The organism is Pulveribacter sp. (assembly GCF_032079985.1).
Taxonomy (GTDB): domain Bacteria; phylum Pseudomonadota; class Gammaproteobacteria; order Burkholderiales; family Burkholderiaceae_C; genus Melaminivora.
Genome location: NZ_DAMATK010000004.1, coordinates 1 through 19430, shown reverse-complemented (window position 1 = coordinate 19430; position 19430 = coordinate 1). Strand labels below are relative to the sequence as shown.

16 protein-coding genes are annotated in these 19430 nt (G+C 69.1%); 5 read left to right on the top strand and 11 right to left on the bottom strand.

Annotated elements, in window-relative coordinates; genetic code table 11:
• The first annotated feature begins 70 nt into the window (after nucleotides 1–70).
• Nucleotides 71–1711 carry a GMC family oxidoreductase N-terminal domain-containing protein gene (locus RT282_RS12675; protein WP_313314658.1) on the top strand — a complete coding sequence of 547 codons (1641 nt, stop codon included), beginning with the start codon at nucleotides 71–73 and terminating at the stop codon, nucleotides 1709–1711.
• Entirely contained in the window at nucleotides 1705–3342 is a 1638-nt protein-coding gene (locus RT282_RS12670) for an AMP-binding protein (RefSeq protein ID WP_313314655.1), read from the top strand. Before RT282_RS12675 ends, RT282_RS12670 begins: the two co-directional genes overlap by 7 nt.
• Before the next feature lie 170 nt (nucleotides 3343–3512).
• Here the strand turns inward: RT282_RS12670 and RT282_RS12665 are convergent, their stop codons facing one another.
• Complete coding sequence (locus tag RT282_RS12665; protein ID WP_313314652.1) at nucleotides 3513–4898, bottom strand: PLP-dependent aminotransferase family protein; 1386 nt, start codon at nucleotides 4896–4898, stop codon at nucleotides 3513–3515.
• Between the two features lie 82 nt (nucleotides 4899–4980).
• On the opposite strand from RT282_RS12665, the gene RT282_RS12660 reads away from it, so the two are divergent.
• Complete coding sequence (locus tag RT282_RS12660) at nucleotides 4981–6267, top strand: hydroxymethylglutaryl-CoA reductase, degradative (protein ID WP_313314650.1); 1287 nt, start codon at nucleotides 4981–4983, stop codon at nucleotides 6265–6267.
• Between the two features lie 67 nt (nucleotides 6268–6334).
• Here the strand turns inward: RT282_RS12660 and RT282_RS12655 are convergent, their stop codons facing one another.
• Together RT282_RS12655 and RT282_RS12650 are read right to left on the bottom strand one after the other, a co-directional pair.
• Nucleotides 6335–7021: an HAD family phosphatase gene (locus tag RT282_RS12655; protein WP_313314647.1), complete on the bottom strand. Its 687-nt coding sequence runs from the start codon at nucleotides 7019–7021 to the stop codon at nucleotides 6335–6337.
• 28 nt (nucleotides 7022–7049) lie between these two features.
• Nucleotides 7050–9074, bottom strand: coding sequence for a diguanylate cyclase domain-containing protein (locus RT282_RS12650; RefSeq protein WP_313314644.1), 2025 nt, complete (start codon nucleotides 9072–9074; stop codon nucleotides 7050–7052).
• Between the two features lie 112 nt (nucleotides 9075–9186).
• On the opposite strand from RT282_RS12650, the gene RT282_RS12645 reads away from it, so the two are divergent.
• Nucleotides 9187–10734, top strand: a complete 1548-nt coding sequence (locus tag RT282_RS12645) for an ABC transporter substrate-binding protein (RefSeq protein WP_313314642.1) — start codon at nucleotides 9187–9189, stop codon at nucleotides 10732–10734.
• A gap of 58 nt (nucleotides 10735–10792) precedes the next feature.
• Here the strand turns inward: RT282_RS12645 and RT282_RS12640 are convergent, their stop codons facing one another.
• A complete protein-coding gene (locus tag RT282_RS12640; protein ID WP_313314640.1) occupies nucleotides 10793–11209 on the bottom strand; it encodes a YchJ family metal-binding protein in 417 nt (138 codons plus the stop codon).
• Between the two features lie 138 nt (nucleotides 11210–11347).
• Between RT282_RS12640 and RT282_RS12635 the strand changes: the two genes are divergently transcribed.
• Complete coding sequence (locus RT282_RS12635) at nucleotides 11348–11824, top strand: DUF421 domain-containing protein (RefSeq protein ID WP_312303037.1); 477 nt, start codon at nucleotides 11348–11350, stop codon at nucleotides 11822–11824.
• An 18-nt stretch (nucleotides 11825–11842) separates the two neighbouring features.
• Here RT282_RS12635 and RT282_RS12630 read toward each other — a convergent pair whose 3' ends face one another.
• From RT282_RS12630 to RT282_RS12600, 7 genes are all read right to left on the bottom strand, one after another.
• On the bottom strand, nucleotides 11843–12973 hold the full coding sequence (locus tag RT282_RS12630; protein WP_313314636.1) for an acyl-CoA dehydrogenase family protein: 1131 nt from the start codon (nucleotides 12971–12973) through the stop codon (nucleotides 11843–11845).
• A 49-nt stretch (nucleotides 12974–13022) separates the two neighbouring features.
• Nucleotides 13023–13691: an SDR family oxidoreductase gene (locus tag RT282_RS12625; protein WP_313314633.1), complete on the bottom strand. Its 669-nt coding sequence runs from the start codon at nucleotides 13689–13691 to the stop codon at nucleotides 13023–13025.
• Nucleotides 13692–13777: 86 nt separating this feature from the next.
• Entirely contained in the window at nucleotides 13778–14977 is a 1200-nt protein-coding gene (locus RT282_RS12620; protein WP_313084799.1) for an acetyl-CoA C-acyltransferase, read from the bottom strand.
• Nucleotides 14974–16821 carry a bifunctional isocitrate dehydrogenase kinase/phosphatase gene (gene aceK, locus RT282_RS12615; RefSeq protein ID WP_313314630.1) on the bottom strand — a complete coding sequence of 616 codons (1848 nt, stop codon included), beginning with the start codon at nucleotides 16819–16821 and terminating at the stop codon, nucleotides 14974–14976. Before aceK ends, RT282_RS12620 begins: the two co-directional genes overlap by 4 nt.
• 51 nt (nucleotides 16822–16872) lie before the next feature.
• The gene (gene can, locus RT282_RS12610; protein ID WP_312758565.1) at nucleotides 16873–17535 is read right to left on the bottom strand and encodes a carbonate dehydratase; all 663 of its coding nucleotides are present in this window, start codon (nucleotides 17533–17535) and stop codon (nucleotides 16873–16875) included.
• Between the two features lie 65 nt (nucleotides 17536–17600).
• A complete protein-coding gene (locus tag RT282_RS12605) occupies nucleotides 17601–18788 on the bottom strand; it encodes an isovaleryl-CoA dehydrogenase (protein ID WP_313314626.1) in 1188 nt (395 codons plus the stop codon).
• A 56-nt stretch (nucleotides 18789–18844) separates the two neighbouring features.
• Nucleotides 18845–19252, bottom strand: coding sequence for a MerR family DNA-binding transcriptional regulator (locus RT282_RS12600; protein WP_313314623.1), 408 nt, complete (start codon nucleotides 19250–19252; stop codon nucleotides 18845–18847).
• Nucleotides 19253–19430: the final 178 nt, after the last annotated feature.

Below are 19430 nucleotides of genomic sequence, written 5' to 3'. Positions count from 1 at the left end.
CGGCTGCCTTGGCCTTGCGCGTGCCAGTTTTATCGGCCGCGGACGATGCGCAGCATCGGGGAGCACTGAGGTGCAGGAAAGTTTCGACTACGTGGTGGTCGGCGCGGGCGCGGCCGGCGCCATCGTGGCGCGGCGGCTGGCCGAAGCCAACCCGACCGTCAGTGTCTGCCTGCTCGAAGCCGGGCCGCCCGACCGCCATCCCTACCTGCATTTGCCGGCCGGCTTCATCAAGATGCTGTTCGATCCCAAGTACACGTGGACCTACGGCTCCGAGCCCGATGCGCGCACGCTGGAGCGGCGCGTGCCGCTGCCCCAGGGCAAGACGCTGGGCGGATCGAGCGCGATCAACGGCCTGATCTACAACCGCGGCCAGGCCGAGGACTACGACGGCTGGGCCGCATTGGGCAACCCGGGCTGGTCGTTCGCCGAGGTGCTGCCCTACTTCCAGCGCAACGAGCGTTGGCTGGGCCCTAACAACTCCATGGGCAGCAGCAGCACGCGGCGCGGCACCGCAGGCCGGGTGCCGGTCACGCCCATCGACTGGACGCATCCGATCTGCGAGGCTTTCATCGCCGGCGCCCAGGAGCAGGGCCTGCCGCGCAACCCCGACTACAACGGCGACACCCAGGCCGGCGTGGGCTACTTCCAGCGCACCATCCACCGCGGCTGGCGCCATAGCACGGCGCGCGGCTACCTGCGCTCGCCTCCATCCAATCTGGCAGTGCGCACCCATGCGCAGGCCACGCGCATCGTGCTCCAAGGTACACGCGCCACGGGCGTGGAGTACACGCGCGGTGGCCCGCAGGGACAAGCCACAACGGTGGGCGCGCGGCGCGAGGTCATCGTCTGCGCGGGCGCGATCAACACGCCCCGGCTGCTGCAGCTCTCGGGCATCGGCCCGGAGGACCACCTGCAGGCGCTGGGCCTGCCCGTGGTGCATTCCCTCGCAGGCGTGGGCTCGCATTTGAAAGACCACTTCTCGGTGCGCGTGGTCGGGCACGTGCGGCGCGGCAGCGCGCTCACCATCAACGAACTGGCGCGCATGCCGCGCCTGTGGGGCCAGGCGGCGCGCTGGCTCGCGGGCAAGCCCAACATCCTGGCATTGAGCCCGTCGCTGGTGCACTTCTTCTGGCATTCGGGCCTGGGCGACGGCGTGAGGCCCGACCTGCAGGGCGTGTTCACCCCGGCCAGCTACCGCGAGGGCTATGTCGGCCAGCTCGACACCTACCCCGGCATGACCTGCGGCGTCTGGGCGCACCGCCCGCGCAGCGAGGGCGAGGTGCGGCTGCGGTCCAGCGACCCCTGGGCCGACCCGCTGATCCGCCCCAACTACCTGTCGCACGAGGAGGACGTGCGTGTGCTCACCGCTGGTGTGCGCCTGGCGCGCGGGCTGCTGCGCACCCAGGCGCTCGCACCCTTCTTCGCAGCCGAGGCCATGCCGGGCCAGGATGCACAGAGCGACGAAGACATCCTCGCCTACATCCGCCGCTACGGCGTGTCGTCGTACCACCTGTGCGGCACGGCACGCATGGGGCCCGCCGACGACCCGGGCGCCGTGGTCGATGCGCAGCTGCGCGTACACGGACTGCAGGGCCTGCGCGTGGCCGACTCGTCGGTCATGCCGGCCATTCCTTCGGCCAACATCTGCGCCGCCTCGATGATGATCGGCGAGAAGGCGGCCGACCTCATTCTGGGAAGAAACCCATGCTGACTCCGCACGAGAGCGCCACCATCGGCGGTGTGCTGCAAGAGGCCGCCGCCGCGTTCGGCGACCGGCCCTTGCTCGTGGCCCCGCCCAACCTCACGCGCGCCTACGACCCTGAGGGCCGCACCATCACCTATGCGCAAGCGGCTGACACCGTGCAGAAGCTGATGGCCCTCTACCGCCAAGCGGGCTATGGCCAGGGCCACCGCATCGCCCTGCTGCTGGAGAACCGGCTGGAGCACATGCTGCACAAGCTGGCCATGAACGCGCTGGGCATCTGCTGCGTGCCCGTCAACCCCGACTACCGCCCGCGCGAGCTGGCCTATCTGATCGACCATGCGCACGTGGATCTGGCCGTGGTGCTGCAGTCGCGCCAAGCCGACTGGCAGGCCGGGGCGCGCGAGGCCACGTGGCAGCCGCCCGCCGTGCTCTTCGAGCAGTTCGACACCGACCTGCCCCCGGCACCCATCCCGACGACGGACTGGACACCCGAGGCCGACACGCCCGCCAGCATCCTCTACACCTCGGGCACCACGGGCCGGCCCAAGGGCTGCGTGCTCTCGCACCGCTACGAGCTGGCCGCGGGCGCCTACTACGCCACGCGTGGCGGGCTCGTCGATTTCCGGCCCGAGGGCGAGCGCATCTACAACCCGCTGCCGCTGTTCCACGTCAACGCCTCCATCCTGTCGTTTCAAGCGGCTCTGCTCACCGGCAGCTGCCAGATTCAGACCGACCGCTTCCAGCCCACGCGCTGGTGGCAGGAGGTCCGCGAGACGCGGGCGACCATCGTCCACTACCTGGGCGTGATCGTGCAGATGCTCTGCGTGCAGCCCCCCTCGCCCGCCGACCGTGACCACTGCGTGCGCTTCGGCATGGGCGCGGGCGTGGAGCCGCAGCTGCACGCCGCGTTCGAAGAGCGCTTCGGCTTTCCGCTGCTCGAACTCTGGGGCATGACGGAGAACGTGCGCATCCTGGTGGACTGCCACCCGCCGCGCCAGGTGGGCACGCGCGCCTTCGGCCGCTCCACGCCGGGCATCGAAGTACGCGTGGCGGACGACGCGGGGCGCGACGTGCCCGACGGCACGCCGGGCGAGATGCTGATCCGCCACTCGGCCGCCACGCCGCGCAAGGACTTCTTCTCGGGCTACCTCGATGACGAGGCCGCCACCGAGGCCGCGTGGCGCGGCGGCTGGTTCCACACCGGCGACGTGGTCACGCGCGACGCCACGGGCATGCTGCACTTCGTGGAGCGGCGCAAGAACATCATCCGCCGCTCGGGCGAGAACATCGCGGCCGCCGAGGTCGAGGCCTGGCTGCTGACCCACCCCGACGTGGAGCTGGCCGCCGTGATGGCCGTACCCGACGACATCCGCGAAGAGGAAGTGCTGGCCTGCATCGTGCTCAAGCCCCATGCACGCCAGGCGCAAGACAGAGAGGTCCTGCTGCGCTCGCTGTTCGCGCACTGCGAGGCCGGCCTGGCCTATTTCAAGACGCCGGGCTGGGTCTGGTTCAGCGACCAGATCCCGACCACGGGCACGCAGAAGATCCAGAAGCACAGCATCTTCGGTGCCGGTGTGGACCCGCGCACCCTGCCCGGCATGCACGACCTGCGCGCATGGAAAAAACGCAAAAAATGAAACAACACCCCCCTGAGGCGCTTCGCGCCTTCCCCCCGCTCTCGCAGCCCTGCGCGCTGCGGGCAGGGGGACGCAGCCAGCGCGGCGGGGCGGCCCTTGCGCGGCTGCCCGCGCGTGGGTCGCGCCAGTTTCATCGGTTTCACGCAGCGCACAGCGCTATGGATGAAATGTCATCCTCGCAACCGCTCCAGCGCGCGCGCGAAGCGCGGGTCCTGCACCGCGTGCGGGTTGCAGCGCGACCAGGGGCTGATGCGCGTGCTGTCCACGCTGAAGATGTTGCCGGGCGCCATGACGATGTCCAGGTCCAGCATGGACTGGGCCAGCGCCTGGGCGTCGTCGAAACCGGGCCAGCGCGCCCAGATGAACAGCGAGTGGGCGGGGCGCACGAAGACCTCGGCGCCCATGCGGTCGAGCAGCGCGTAGGCGCTCTGCGTGGCCTCGGCCAGCTGGGCGCGCAGCTGCTCCAGGTGCCGGGCATGGCGCCGCTCGGCCAGCAGCGTCTCGACGGCGCGCTCGGCATATTCCGAGCTGCTGACAGCAGTCAGGATTTTGAGGTCCGCCAGCTCCTGCGCCAGGTCGGCACTGCAGGCGACGAAGCCCACGCGCAGCGCGGCCGACAGCGACTTGGAGAAGCTGCCCAGGTAGAGCGTGCGCTCCAGGCCGTCCAGCGCCGACAGCCGCGGCGCCGTGGCGGGGCGGAAGTCAGAGAGCGCGTCGTTCTCGACCAGCAGCAGGTTGTGCTGCTCCGCCAGGCGCAGCACGGCCTGCGCCTTGGACGCCGACAGGTCCGAGCCCGTGGGGTTGTGGGCCAGCGACTGCGTGAAGAACAGGCGTGGGCGCTCGGCCTTGAGCGCCTGCTCCAGGGCCTGCAGGTCGGGGCCGTCCGCCAGGCGGGGCACGCCCACGATGCGGGCGCCGGCCAGGTGCAGCTTGCCCAGCAGCGGGTAGTAGCCCGGGTCGTCGATCAGCACCACGCCGCCGGGCGGCACGAAGTAGCGCACGATCAGGTCCATGGCCTCGTTGGCCCCGTGGGTCAGCACGATCTGCTGCGGGTGGGCGGCTATGCCCACGTCCGCCAGGCGCCGCACCAGGCGGTGGCGCAGCGGGGCATAGCCCAGCCGGTCGCCGTAGCGAAACAGCGCGCCCAGCCCGCCGCGCGCCACCTTGTGGTGGGAGCGGTCCAGCCGCGCGCCGGCCAGCCATTCGGACGGCGGGAACGCGTCGCCCACGGTCAGCTGCCCCGGCTCGTTGCGCAGCTGCATGCGCATGAGCCAGACGATGTCCATGGCCCGGCGCCGCGACGGGTTGTCCGCGCTCTCGCCGGCCTCGGGCACGGCCTCCTTGACGAAAAAGCCCGAGCCGCGCCGCGGCTCCACCAGACCCCGGGCCACCAGCAGCTCGAAGGCGGACACCACCGTGTTCTTGCCGTAGCCGCGCGTCGCGGCGATCTCGCGCAACGAAGGCAGCTTGTCCCCGCTGCGGTACACGCCGTCGCGGATCTGCCGCTCCAGCGAATCCGCCAGCGCGATGAACAGGGGATCAGATGGAGCGCTCATGCGCCCGCACTGTACCTGGGCGCCTGCCTGCGAACGGCCGCCATCCCTTTCGTTTTCCTCACCCGCTCCTGCTCCATCCACCATGACCCGCATTGACTCCCGCCTGCCCCGCTTCCGCTCCATGACCGTGCCGCAGCGCCTCGCGCACCTCGCGGCCGCGGCGCACCTGAGCGACGACGACGCCCGCCGCCTCGCCCACGCCGGCGCGCTGGACCCCGCCGTGGCCGACGGCATGATCGAGAACGTCATCGGCACCTTCGAGCTGCCGCTGGGCGTGGCCGGCTACTTCCAGATCAATGGCAAGGACGTGCTCATCCCCATGGCGGTGGAGGAGCCCTCCGTGGTGGCCGCCGCCTCCTTCATGGCAAAGATAGCGCGCGAGTGCGGCGGCTTCGAGACGTCGAGCACTGCGCCGCTGATGCGCGCCCAGGTGCAGGTGCTGGGCCTGACCGACCCGCACGGCGCGCGCCAGTCGCTGCTGCGCCGCCGCCAGGAGGTCATCGACCTGGCCAACCAGCGCGACAAGGTGCTGATCGGCCTGGGCGGCGGCTGCCGCGACATCGAGGTGCACGTGCTGGAGAACACGCGGCGCGGTGCCATGCTGGTGATGCACCTGATCGTGGACGTGCGCGACGCCATGGGCGCCAACACCGTGAACACCATGGCCGAGTCCGTCTCGCCGCTGGTCGAGGCCATCACCGGCGGGCAGGTGCGGCTGCGCATCCTGTCCAACCTGGCCGACCTGCGCCTGTCGCGCGCCCGCGTGGCGCTGTCGCCCGAGGCGCTGGCCACGGCCGACTACGACGGCGGCGACATGATCGAGCGCATCCTGGACGCCTACGAGTTCGCCGCCGTCGACCCCTACCGCGCGGCCACGCACAACAAGGGCATCATGAACGGCATCGACCCGGTCATCGTCGCCACCGGCAACGACTGGCGTGCGGTGGAGGCCGGCGCCCACGCCTGGGCCTGCCGCAACGGGCACTACGGCTCGCTGACGCGCTGGGAGAAGGACGCGCGCGGCTGGCTGGTCGGCAGCCTGGAGATGCCCATGCCCGTGGGCCTGGTGGGCGGCGCCACCAAGACCCACCCGCTGGCGCAGCTGTCGCTCAAGATCATGGGCGTGGCCACAGCGCAGGAGCTGGGCGAGGCGGCCGTGGCCGTGGGCCTGGCGCAGAACCTGGCCGCCCTGCGCGCGCTGGCGACCGAAGGCATCCAGCGCGGGCACATGGCACTGCACGCGCGCAACATCGCCATCGTGGCCGGCGCGACGGGCCCCGAGATTGACGCCATTGCCCGCCAGATGGCCCAGGAAAAGGACGTGCGCACCGACCGGGCCCAGGCGCTGCTGGCCGCGCTGCGCGCCTGAAATTCAAGCAAAATCGGGCCCCAGCGCCCGCCAGTCAAGCGCGAGCAGCTATCAAAATCTGAGCAAATCAGCCCAGCAGCGCCGGCAGCTGCACCATGTCGGCGATGACGTGCACGGCGCCGGCCGCGCGCAGGGCCTCGGGCGAGCCGTGGCCGATGGCCGACGGGCTGTAGCCCACCACGGTGGCGCCGGCGGCCACGCCGGCCGTCACGCCGGTCACCGTGTCCTCCACCACCAGGCAGCGCGCGGGCGGCACGCCCACGGCGGCGGCGGCCGCCAGGTATACGTCCGGCGCGGGCTTGGTGGCCGGCATCTCGTGGCCGCTGAACACGCGCCCGGCAAACAGCGGCGCCAAGCCGACCTGGGCCAGCTGCATCTCCACCTTCTGCCGGTCGGCGCCCGAGGCGCAGGCGATGCGCCCGGCCAGCCGCTCGTGCACGGCACGCACGGCCTGCAGCGCGCCGTCGATGGGCTGCAGCTCGGCCGCCAGGCGCGCATTGCGCCGGGCGTAGAACTCGGCCATCCAGGCATCGGTGAGCGGGCGGCCGGTGTGCGCCTCGATGCGCGCGGCCTCGCTGCGCACGGTCTTGCCGACGAAGGTGGCCATGCATTCGGCCGCCGTGATGGGCCAGCCGGCCTCGTTCAGCATGGCGCACAGCACGCCGTTGGTGATGGGCTCGCTGTCCACCAGCACGCCGTCGCAGTCGAAAAGCACGGCGTCGAAGCGCGCCGTGCGCAGGGTTGTTGCATTCATGAGGAAAAGGGAGAGGTGGGGGCCGGGCCTACAGCAGGCTGTCCGGCGCGTCGTGCAGTGCAATGTCGCACTCCGGACCATAGACCATGGTCTGGTCGCGGCCGCACTGCTTGGCGCGGTACAGGGCCGCGTCCGCCTGGCGGAACAGGGCGTGGGCCATGTCCACGCCGACGCGTGGCGCACCGGTGGTCACCTCGCGCCCGGCCGGCTGCAGACTGGCCACGCCCACGCTGATGGTGACGATGCCGTCCTCGCAGCCGCGCGCATGCTCGATGCCCAGCGCGCGCACGGCCTCGCGCAGGCGCTCGGCCACGGCCCAGGCCTGGTCTTCGCCGGCACCGGGCAGCAATACGGCGAATTCCTCGCCGCCATAGCGGGCCACCACGTCGCCGGCACGCCCGGTGGCGGTGGACAGCGCCACCGCCACGCTTTGCAGGCAGCGGTCGCCGGCAACGTGGCCATAGTGGTCGTTGAAAGCCTTGAAGCGGTCCACGTCGATCATCAGAAGGGCCAGCGGCGTGCCGCCGCGCAGGGCGCGCTCCCACTCGAAGGCGACCTGCTCGTCCAGCGCCAGCCGGTTGGCCAGCTGGGTCAGCGGGTCGATGCGAATCTGCGCCTCCAGCGCCGCGCGGTAGCGCTCCAGCTGCTCCTCGGCCTGGCGGCGCTCGGTGATGTCCTGCACCGTGCCCGTCATGCGCGAGCGCTCGGGGCCGTTGGCGTCGCCGTACTCGGCGCGCACCTCCAGCCAACGCATCTGGCGGTCGCTGGCGCGCAGGATGCGGTATTGGGCGCGCAGCGGGCCGCGCTGTGCCATGGCATCGCCGTGCTTCTGCAGCATCTCCTCGCGATCGTCGGCGTGCACCATGTCGATCCATTGGCGCAGCGTCAGCTCGGTGTCCGCTGGGACGCCGAAGATGACGTTGGCCATGGCCGACATGGTGAACACGCGCTTGCCCGCGTCATAGGCGAAGTAACCCACCGAGGCGGCCCGCTGAGCCGTCTCCAGCCAGCGCATGTTGTGCTCCAGCCGGTCCTTGAGGGTGCGCTCGCGCCGCCAGGCACGCCAGCGCCACAGCACAACCGCGCCCCCCAGCAGCAGCAGCGCCAGGCTGGCAACCAGGCCCAGCGCCAGCCACTCGCGCCGCTGCGCCTCGATGAAGGCCTCGTCGGTGTCAATCTTGGACACCAGCAGCCAGTTGCTGCCGGGCACGGCGCTGGCGGTGGCCAGCACCTGCTTGCCACGATAGTCGCGCCCGTACAGCGTGCCGCGCGAGCCGCCTGCGGCCAGGGCGACGGGCTCGCCGCTGTCGGGACGCCAGGGCATGCGCAGGGTCAGCGCCTCGTCGCTGCGGTGGCGCAGCGGGCTCAGGAACACCAGGAAGTCGCCCTGGCGCTCCACCAGCAGCGACTCGGCCGTGTGGCTGCTGCTGGGCCAGGTGGCCAGCAGCGGGTACAGCGTGGTGCGCGCGTCCACCACCAGCCACACCGCGCCCAGCGGCTGGCTGCCGTCGTACAGCGGCGCCAGCAGGCCGAAGTACGGGAAGGCGAAGCTGGCGTCGCGCTGCAGCCCCGTGCCCGCGGGCTGGGCCAGCGCCAGCGAGGCCCGCAGCGATTCGCGCGCGGGCGCTGGCATCTGGCCCTGCAGGGAGCCGTCTGGCCCCAGCAGCAGCTGGCCCTGCGGGTCCACCAGATAGGCGCCGGTGTAGCCCAGGTGCTCGACCAACCCGCGCAGGCGCTCGCGCAGCACGGCGGCATTGGCCGGGGCGGGTGCGCGGCGCCAGCGCGAGACGGCAGCAGCGAACAGGCGGTCGTCGGCCAGCGATGCGGCCTCGCCCATGCGGCGCTGACGCCAGGCGGCCACGCTGCCTACTTGCAGCTGGTTGATGGCGGCCAGGCTGCCCTCGATCACGTGGCGGTAGCGCTGCTCACGCTCCTGCCATGCTGTGCGCACGCCCCAGCCCAGCGCCAGGCAGCCCAGCACGGCCACCAGCGGCAGCAGCCACCACGCGCGCGAGGGCGCGGCGGGACCGTTGGGTGAAATGGAGGGCTGCATGTAGTGCGTGTCAGGTGGGCGAGTGCTGGACGAGATGCGCCCGAGGTTGCGGTTAGTTACTGGCACTACCATTGTCTGCTGACGGCCCGTTGCTCACCATAGGTTTTCCCGAATGAGCCTCTCTTATCCGCCCTGTTTCGACCCACCGCAGCCCGCCACGGCGCTCCTCACCCGGCGCGAATCCATCGCACGGGCAGCCGCGCTGTGGGCGGCGGGCACAGCGGCCGCGCAGGCCCAGCCGTCCGCGGGAAGCCAGCGCCCGGCGACGCTGAATCTCTCGCTGGAGCCCAACAGCCTGGATCCCACCGTGGCCGCGGCGGCCGCAGTGGGCGAGGTGGTGCACTACAACGTGCTGGAGGGCCTGACCCGCGTGGAGGAAAACGGCTCCGTCTCCCCACTGCTGGCCGAGAGCTGGCAGGCCAGCCCGGATGGGCGTGCCTTCAGCTTCCGGCTGCGCCCGGACGTGCGCTTTCATGACGGCAGCGCGCTGGACGCAGCGGCCGTGCGCTTTTCCTTCGAGCGGGCTCAGGCGCCGGGCTCCAGCAACAAGGCGCGGCGCGCGCTGTTCGACAACATCGCCGCCATTGAGACGCCGCATGCGCACACCGTCACTCTGACGCTGCACCGTCCGGACGCACACCTGCTCTTTCGCCTGGGCGAGGCCACGGCCGTCATCCTCCACCCGGCCAGCGCAGCCCAGGCCGCCAGCGCACCCGTGGGCACCGGCCCCTATCAGGTCACCGGGTGGCAGCGCGGGCACAGCATCGCGCTGGCGCGTGCGCCTCATGCGCGGGCGGCGCAGCAGGTGCCTCTGGACGGCGCTGTCTTTCGCTTCATCCACGACCTGCAGGCGCGCGAGGCCGCGCTGGAGGCGGGCGAGGTGGACCTGTTTTTCCAGTTCGCCACCAGCAGCGTGCGGCGCTTTCGCGGCGACAGGCGCTACCAGGTGCTGATCGGCAACTCCAGCGGCAAGGGCATGCTGGCGCTGAACCACCGCCGCCCTCCGTTGAACGATGTGCGCGTGCGCCGCGCCATCACCCACGCCATCGACCGCGAAGGCTTCATCCGCCGGGCGCTGGACGGCCATGGCACGGCCATCGGCAGCCACTTCGCACCCACCGACGCCGGCTACCTGCACATGCAGAGCCTGTACCCATACGACCCGGCACGCGCCCGCGCACTGTTGCGCGAGGCCGGCGTGCGCACGCCGCTGCGCCTGCAGCTGGCGCTACCGCCCGTGCCCTATGCACTGTTGGGCGGCGAAGTGGTGGCCGAGTACCTGGCCAAGGTCGGCATACAGGCCGAGCTGCGGCGCATGCAGTGGCACGAATGGCTGGACGGCCCTTTCCGTGGCGATTTCGACATCACGCTGATCAACCACGTCGAGCCGCTGGACTACCTGATCTACACCGACCCCGGCTACTACTTCGGCTACGACAGCCCGGCCTTCCGGGCGCTGGCCGAGCAGCACGCCCTGGCCGAACACCCGCGCGCACGCCAGCAGCTATTCGCCCAGCTGCAACGCCACCTGGCGCGTGACGCGGTCAACGCGTGGATCTTCACGCCCGACCTGGTCACCGTGGTGCGCAAGGGCCTGCGCGGCGCCTGGATGAACTACCCCATCTTCGCCCACGACATCGGCGCGCTGTGGTGGGAATGACGGACGCTCCCATATCAATAGCTGCCAGCGCTTGACTGGCAAGCGTTAGAGCCCGATTTCACCCAAAAATCTCCCCATCCACGTAGTACCAGCGCCCGTCGTCCTCGCGCACGAAGCGGCTGCGCTCGTGCAGCCGGTGGGCGGGGCCGCCGCCCGTGCGCGAGCGGGCGACGAACTCCACCTCGGCACGCTGTGGCGCAGACACGTGGTACGCGCGCACCTGCAGGCCCAGCCAGCGCACGCCGGGCTCGAAGTCCAGCTGCGCCGGCCGGCGCGAGGCATGCCAGGTGGCCAGCAGATACTCTGCCTGCTCGCGCACGAAGGCCGTATAGCGCGAGCGCATCAGGCTCTCCGCATCCGGTGCGGGCGTGTCGGCCCAGTGATCGATGTAGCGGCCGCAGCAGGCGGCGTAAGCCAGCGCGCGGCCGCAGGGGCAAGGCGCGGTGGCGGGGTGGTCGTCGTGACGTGCGGTCATGCCGGCATTGTCCGCGGCCCCGACGCCATGGATGGCCGCCGGCAGGCAGTCGGCTTTTCGTCCCGCATGGCGCGGCGCAGGGCTTTTTATGCTCGAAGGTAGCTGCGGCAGGGGTCCGCAGAGATGGGAGGTAGGACCATGTTCGACATGGAGGTGCCGTGGTGGGAATTCATTGTGCGCGGCGTGGTGGTCTATGTATTTCTGCTGGTGTTCCTGCGCCTGACGGGGCGGCGCCAGACGGGGCAGTTGGCGCCATTCGACCTGGTCCTGCTGCTGATCCTGTCCAACGCCGTGCAGAACTCCATGAACGCAGGCGACAACTCGCTGGTCGGCGGCCTGATCTCGGCCGCCACACTGCTGTCGTGCCACGTGCTGCTGGCGCACCTGACCTACCGCGTCCCCCGGCTGGAGCGGCTGATCGACGGCTCGCCGCGGGTACTGGTGCGCAACGGCCAGGTCAACGACCGGCTGATGCGCAAGGAGCTGCTGACCATCGAGGACCTGATGGCCGCGCTGCGGTCCGGCGGCGGCCTGCACCTGCGCGAGGTGGAGCGCGCCACCATCGAGGCCAACGGCAACATCACCGTGGTGCTGCGCCGGCGCGGCAGCGAGTGACGGGCCGAGGGAAGGCCCTCAGGCCAGCGCGCGCTGGATGATGATCTTCTGCACGTCGCTGGTGCCTTCGTAGATCTGGCACACGCGCACGTCGCGGTAGATGCGCTCCACGGGAAAGTCGTTCACCACGCCATAGCCGCCCAGGGTCTGGATGGCGGCGCTGCACACGCGTTCGGCCATCTCGCTGGCGAACAGCTTGGCCATGGCAGCCTCCTTCAGGCACGGCCTACCGGCGTCGCGCAGCGCGGCGGCGTGCCAGATGAGCTGGCGCGCGGCCTCGATCTGCGTGGCGCAGTCGGCCAGGCGAAAGCCCACCGCCTGGTGGTTGAAGATGGGCTGGCCGAAGCTCTCGCGCTCCTTGCTGTACTGCAGTGCGAACTCGAAGGCCGCGCGCGCCATGCCCACGCTTTGCGCGGCGATGCCGATGCGCCCGCCCTCCAGCGCGCCCAGGGCGATCTTGTAGCCCTCGCCCTCGACGCCGATCAGGTTGGCGGCCGGGATGCGGCAATTGTCGAAGTTGATCTGCGCCGTGTCGCTGCTGTGCTGGCCCAGCTTGTCCTCCAGCCGCGCCACCACATAGCCGGGCGTGTCGGTGGGCACGATGAAGGCGCTCATGCCCTTCTTGCCAGCGCCCTTGTCGGTCACGGCGATGACGATGGCCACCTGGCCGTTCTTGCCGCTGGTGATGAACTGCTTGACGCCGTTGAGGACGTATTCATCGCCTTGCTTGACCGCGGTGGTGCGCAGCGCCGATGCGTCCGAGCCCACGTGCGGCTCGGTCAGGCAGAAGGCTCCGAGCATGTCGCCGCGCGCCAGGGGCTCCAGCCACTGGCGCTTTTGCGCATCGTTGCCATAGCGCATCAGGATGGCGTTGACGGGGCAGTTGGTGACGCTGATGGCCGTGCTGGTGCCGCCGTCGCCGGCGGCGATCTCTTCGAGCACCAGCGCCAGGCTGACGTAGTCCAACCCGGCGCCGCCCCATTCCTCGGGCACGCAGATGCCATACGCCCCCAGCTGCGCCAGGCCGCGGTGCACCTCGCGCGGGAAGGTGTGCTCGCGGTCCCACTGCGCGGCGTGCGGCGCGATCTGCCCCTGCACGAAGTCGCGCATGGCATCGCGGATCATTTCCTGGTCCTGGGTCAGCAGCATGGCTGTGTTCCTTGTCTCTTTGACTTTTGAAGTTTGAAAGCGCGTCCGGCTACCAGGTGCTGGCGCGCCGGCCGTCGTGGTGCAGCAGCCAGCCACGGTCCTCGGGCCGCAGGCTGGCCAGCACGGCGCGCAGGCCCTGCACGCTGCCCTGCACCGACAGCGGCGCGGTCTCGCCGCCCATGTCGGTCTGCACCCAGCCAGGGTCCAGCGTGACCAGCGTGGCGCCGGGATAGTCGTGCTGCGCGGCGGCCACGGCCATGTTCAGCGCCGCCTTGCTCGTGCGGTACAACCAGGCGTTGCTTGCGGCCACGGTGCCGATCTGCGACATGGAGGTCGACAGGAAAGCGAACGTCCCGCCGGCCGCCTCGACCAGCGGCGCCACCTGCGGCAGGGCCTGCATGGCGCCCAGCACGTTGGTGTGCATGACGGCGTCGAAGTCCTCGCGCGTGGGCGGCGTGCGCGCGTCCGGGCGGCGGATGATGCCGGCCACGTACAAGGCCAGGTCCAGCCGCTCGCCGTCGAGCAGCCAGCCCAGGCCGCTGACGCTCGCCGGGTTGGCCACGTCCACGGTCAGCGCCTGCGCGCCCAGGGCCTGCACGCGCTCGGCGCCGGCCCGATCGCGCACGGTGGCCAGCACGCGCCAGCCGGCCTCGCGGTATTGGCGCACGAACTCCAGGCCGATGCCGCGCGAGGCGCCGATCACCAGGGCTGTAGGCATGGGTGTGGTTTTAGGTCAAATCTGCCTCCAGCGCTTGTCCCACAAGCGCTGGCAGCTATCGAAAAATGAGTGCAGGCAACCCGCACTCAGACCAGCTCGATGGCCATGGCCGTGGCCTCGCCGCCGCCGATGCACAGCGTGGCCAGGCCCTTTTTCTTGCCACGCGTCTTGAGCGCGTGCAGCAGCGTGACCAGGATGCGCGCGCCGCTGGCGCCGATGGGATGCCCCAGGGCACAGGCGCCGCCGTGCACGTTGACCTTGTCGTGCGGCACATTCAGGTCGGCCATCAGCGCCATGGGGACGACGGCAAAGGCCTCGTTGATCTCCCACAGGTCCACGTCCTCGACCTTCCAGCCGGCCTTCTTCAGCGCCTTCTGCGTTGCGCCCACGGGGGCGGTGGTGAACCACTCGGGCTCCTGCGCGTGCATGGCGTGGGCCACGATGCGTGCCAGGGGCTTGGCGCCCAGGGCCGAGGCGGTGGATTCGCGCATCAGCACCAGGGCGGCGGCGCCGTCGTTGATGCTGGAGCTGGACGCCGCCGTGATGGTGCCGTCTTTCTTGAAGGCGGGCTTGAGGCTGCCGATCTTGTCCAGCTTGGCCTTGGCCGGGCCTTCGTCCACGCTCACAGTGACCTCGCCCTTGCGCGTCTTGACCGTGACGGGCGTGATCTCCTCCTGGAAGGCGCCGCTCTTGGCCGCCTCCTGCGCGCGCTGCACGCTGGCGATGGCGAACTGGTCCTGCTGCTCGCGCGTGAACTGGTACTTGGCCGCACAGTCCTCGCCGAAGGTGCCCATGGAGCGGCCGGGCTCGTAGGCGTCCTCCAGGCCGTCCAGCATCATGTGGTCATAGACCTTGTCGTGGCCCATGCGGTAGCCGCCGCGGCCCTTCTTCAGCAGGTAGGGGGCGTTGGTCATGCTCTCCATGCCGCCGGCGACCATCACGTCGCGGCTGCCGGCGACCAGCTGGTCGTGGGCCAGGATGGTGGCCTCCATGCCGGCGCCGCACATCTTGGACAGCGTCACGGCGCCGGTGCTGCGCGGCAGGCCGCCGGCGTGGCCGGCCTGGCGTGCGGGGGCCTGGCCCTGGCCGGCCATCAGGCAGTTGCCGAACAGCACTTCATCGACCTTTTCCGGTGCGATGCCGGCGCGCTCGACGGCGGCGCGGATGGCGGCGCCGCCCAACTCCCAGGCGGGCAGGTCGGCAAAGTCGCCCTGGAAGGCGCCCATGGGCGTGCGCGCGGCGCCGACGATGACGATGGGGTCGTGATTGGTTTGCGGGGAAGTCATGGCATGGCTCCTGAAACGGATGAGGGTTGGGAGAAGAAAGAAGATGCGGCTCCGCCCGCCTGGAAGCGGCGCTGCACGTCGTAGGGAAACACGTCGTAGACGTGGCCGGCCCGGATGCGCTCCTGGTGCGACTGCCAGAACTGCACGTCCAGCAGGTCGGCGTGGTGGCGCAGGAAGATCTCGCGCACGGCCTGGTTGCCGAGCAGGAAGGGGACGAAGGTTTCGGGGAACACGTCGCGCGGGCCGACGGGCCACCAGACTTCGCCCGAGATTTCATCTTCTTCGCTGCGCGGGGGCGGCACACGGCGGAAGTGGCAGTCCGTGAGGTATTCGATCTCGTCGTAGTCGTAGAACACGACCTTGCCATTGCGGGTCATGCCAAAGTTCTTCCACAGCATGTCGCCAGGGAAGATGTTGGCGGCCACCAGGTCCTTGATGGCGTTGCCGTATTCGACCACGGCGTGCTCCAGCGCGTGGCGTGCCTCGGGTTGTTGAAGCCCGGTGTCAAAGCACTCCTGCAGGTGGATGTTCAGCGGGATCATGCGCCGCTCGATGTACAGGTGGCGGATGATGACCTCCTGGTGACCGTCGCCGTCCCGGTCGCTGATCTCGATCTGGCTGGGCGCGTGGCGCTGGATCTCCTCAATCAGCGCGTCCTCGAAACGCTCGCGGGGGAAGGCCACCAGGCTGTATTCCAGCGTGTCGGCCATGCGGCCCACGCGGTCGTGCTGCTTGACCAGCAGGTACTTGGCCTGCACCTGCTCGCGCGTGGTGTCCTTCGGCGCGGGGAAGCGGTCCTTGATGAGCTTGAAGACGTAGGGGAAGCTGGGCAGGTCGAACACCAGCATGACCATGCCCTTGATGCCGGGGGCGATGCGCAGTCGGTCGCTGGAGTACTTCAGGTGGTGCAGGAAGTCGCGGTAGAACAGCGTCTTGCCCTGCTTGGCCAGGCCGAGCGCGGTGTACAGCTCGCCGCGCGGCTTGCGCGGCATGAGGCTGCGCAGGAACTGCACGTAGGCGCTGGGCACCTCCATGTCGACCATGAAGTAGGCCCGCGCGAAACTGAACAGCATCTGCAGGTCGCTCTCGCCGAACAGGGCAGCATCAATGATCAGGCCTCCCTGCTCACCATGCAGGATGGGCAGGGCAAAGGGCAGCTCCACATAGCCATTGATGACCTTGCCCACCAGGTAGGCGCCCTTGTTGCGAAAGAACAGGCTGGCCAGCACCTGGACCTGGAAGTTGGTGCGCAGCTTGGCCGCGCCCAGGCGCTCGCGGATGGCGCGCATCACCAGCGCCACGTCGCGTGGCAAGTCCTCGAAGGGCCGCTGCAGCGCGAAGTCCTCGACGATGCGAACCACCGTCTTGTGCAGCCGGTCGCCCTGGGGGTAGTAGGCGCGGTAGGTGGGCCGTGCAGCCGGGTCGTCGCTTTCAATGTATTCCGTGCTGACGGCGGGGCGCACGAAGATGAAGTCGTTGTGGAAGTGCGTGCGGTGCAGGATCTTGGTGGTGACCGAGTTGAAGAAGGTCTCGGCCAGCTCGGGCTGCAGGTGGTTCACCATCAGGCCGATGTAGTGCAGCTTGACCTCGTGCCACACCTCCATGGGCAGAGCGCCGGCGCCGAACTCCTTGTCCAGCCGGCGCACGCACTCCTTCACGCGCAGGTCATAGAACTCGATGCGCTCGCGCTGGGCGCGCTGCTGGCCGTGCCAGTCGGCTGTTTCGAAACGGTGCTTGGCCCGGGCCGATTCCGCGCGGAACAGCCGGTAGTGCCGGTTGAAGCCGTCCATCATCGCCCGGGCGATGGCATAGGCCTGCGGGGCGTCGAGGCGTTCGGGGAACATGGTCGGTCGGTCAGGCCGGGGCTACCGCTGCCCTGCCGGGGCGGCGGCCGCTCAGCCGCGCTGGCGGCTGGCGACGTGCTCGACGGCGCGCCGCTGCACCTCGTCCAGTCCGCCGGCTCCGGGCACCGTCACCTCGACGTTGGTAATCAGGCCGTTCTGCAGGCTGTAGCACCAGCCGTGCAGCGTCAGGTCCTGCCCGCGCGCCCAGGCGTCGTGCACCACGGTGCTGTGCGCCACGTTGGCCACCTGCTCGATGACGTTGAGTTCGCACAGCGCGTCCAGCCGCCACTGGGGCGACAGGCTTTCGAGCACGGAGGCGTACTTGTCGCGCACGTCCTTCACGTGGCGAATCCAGTTGTCGGCCAGGCCCACGCGCATGTCCTCCAGCGCCGCGCGCACGCCACCACAGCCGTAGTGGCCAACGACCATCAGGTGCTGCACCTGCAGCTGGTCGACGGCGTACTGGATGGTGGACAGCGCATTCAGGTCGCTGGGCACGACCACATTGGCGATGTTGCGATGCACGAAGACTTCGCCAGGCTCCAGGCCGGTGATCTGGTTGGCCGGCACGCGACTGTCGGAGCAGCCGATCCACATGTAGCGCGGCTTTTGCTGCGCCATCAGGCCGGTGAAGAAGCCCGGTCGATCACGCTCCATCTGCTGCGCCCATTCACGGTTGTGTACGAACAGTTCTTCGATGGAAGCGGTGGTCATCGGGGATCCTTGGTTGGCTGAAAGAAAAGGGCGGCGTGCGCCCCGCATATGGCTGGCCGCGCCGGTCAGCAGGTCTCCGCGAACAGTTCGCGGCCGATCAGCATGCGGCGGATTTCGCTGGTGCCGGCGCCGATCTCGTACAGCTTGGCATCGCGCCACAGGCGGCCCAGCGGGTATTCGTTGATGTAGCCGTTGCCGCCGAAGATCTGGATGCCTTCGCCAGCCATCCAGGTGGCCTTCTCGGCGCACCACAGGATGACGCTGGCGCAGTCCTTGCGCACCTGGCGCACGTGTTCGGTGCCCAGCATGTCCAGATTCTTGGCAACGGTGTAGGCAAACGAGCGGCCGGCCTGCAGCACGGTATACATGTCGGCCACCTTGCCCTGGATGAGCTGGAATTCGCCGATGCTCTGGCCGAACTGCTTGCGGTCGTGGATATAGGGAATGACGTTGTCCATGACGGACTGCATGATGCCCAGCGGGCCGCCGGTGAGTACGGCGCGTTCGTAGTCCAGGCCACTCATCAGCACCTTGGCGCCGCCATTGACCTGGCCCAGCACGTTTTCAGCCGGCACTTCGACGTTGTCGAATACCAGTTCGCCCGTGTGGCTGCCGCGCATACCCAGCTTGTCGAGCTTTTGCGCTATGGAAAAGCCCTTCATGCCTTTTTCGATCAGGAAGGCCGTCACGCCGCGCGCGCCCAGTTCTGGCTCGGTCTTGGCATAAACCACCAGTGTGTCGGCGTCGGGGCCATTGGTGATCCACATCTTGCTGCCATTGAGCAGGTAAACACCGCCCTTGTCCTCGGCCTTCAGCTTCATGCTGATCACGTCGGAGCCGGCACCGGGCTCGCTCATGGCCAGGGCACCGACGTGCTCGCCGCCGATGAGCTTGGGCAGGTACTTGGCCTTCTGTGCCTCGTTGCCGTTGCGGTTGATCTGGTTCACGCACAGGTTGCTGTGGGCGCCGTAGGACAGGCCGACCGAGGCACTGGCGCGGGAGATTTCCTCCATCGCCACCATATGTGCGAGATAGCCCATGCCAGCGCCGCCGTACTCATCAGACACCGTGATGCCCAGCACGCCCAAGTCGCCCATCTTCTTCCACAGGTCCATGGGGAACTGGTCGCTGTGGTCGATCTCACCAGCACGCGGGGCGATCTCCGATTGCGCGAACTCGCGCACTGTGTCGCGCAGCGCGTCAATGTCTTCGCCCAACTGGAAGTTCAGGCCAGGCAACTGGTTGATGCTCATGAATCGGCTCCTGTGAGATGTGCGAGGGAAAGTAGTGACGTTTACGTAAACGTCAATTATCCATGACTTTGCGCCGATGCGAGGTCAATTTTTCGTAGCAGCTCCCGTGCTTCGCGCTCGTGCTCACGCACTTCGTCCAGGTTGGCCTGCAGATCAGTCATCTGGGCCTCGAGTTGCTTACGGTGCGTGCCTAGCACCTCCAGGAAACGGTGCAGCTGTACGCCGGTGTCGCGAGGGCTGTCGTACAGGTCGATGATCTCCTTGGCCTCGGTCAGTGACAACCCAAGGCGCTTGGCCCGCAAGGTCAGGCGCAAGCGGGCGCGATCACGACTGCTGTAGACGCGCGTACGTCCGCCGGGACCGCTGCGTTCTGGACATAGCAAACCCATGTCTTCATAAAAACGCATTGCCCGTGTAGTGAGGTCGAATTCCCGGGCAAGGTCGCTGATGGTGTAGGTGGCCATGGCTAGGAGAAAGGATCAAAAGCGCCAGCCGCGCTATCGCTCCAAGGCTGGCGTTGACGTGTACGTCAATATTACCCCAGCCATCCCGGAACTGCTCTCTTCTTGCCTGCGTGGTTTTCACCTCCCCAAAGCCGAAACCCCCCTGCGCTTGTAGCTGCAGGGGGGTTTGGATGATGGA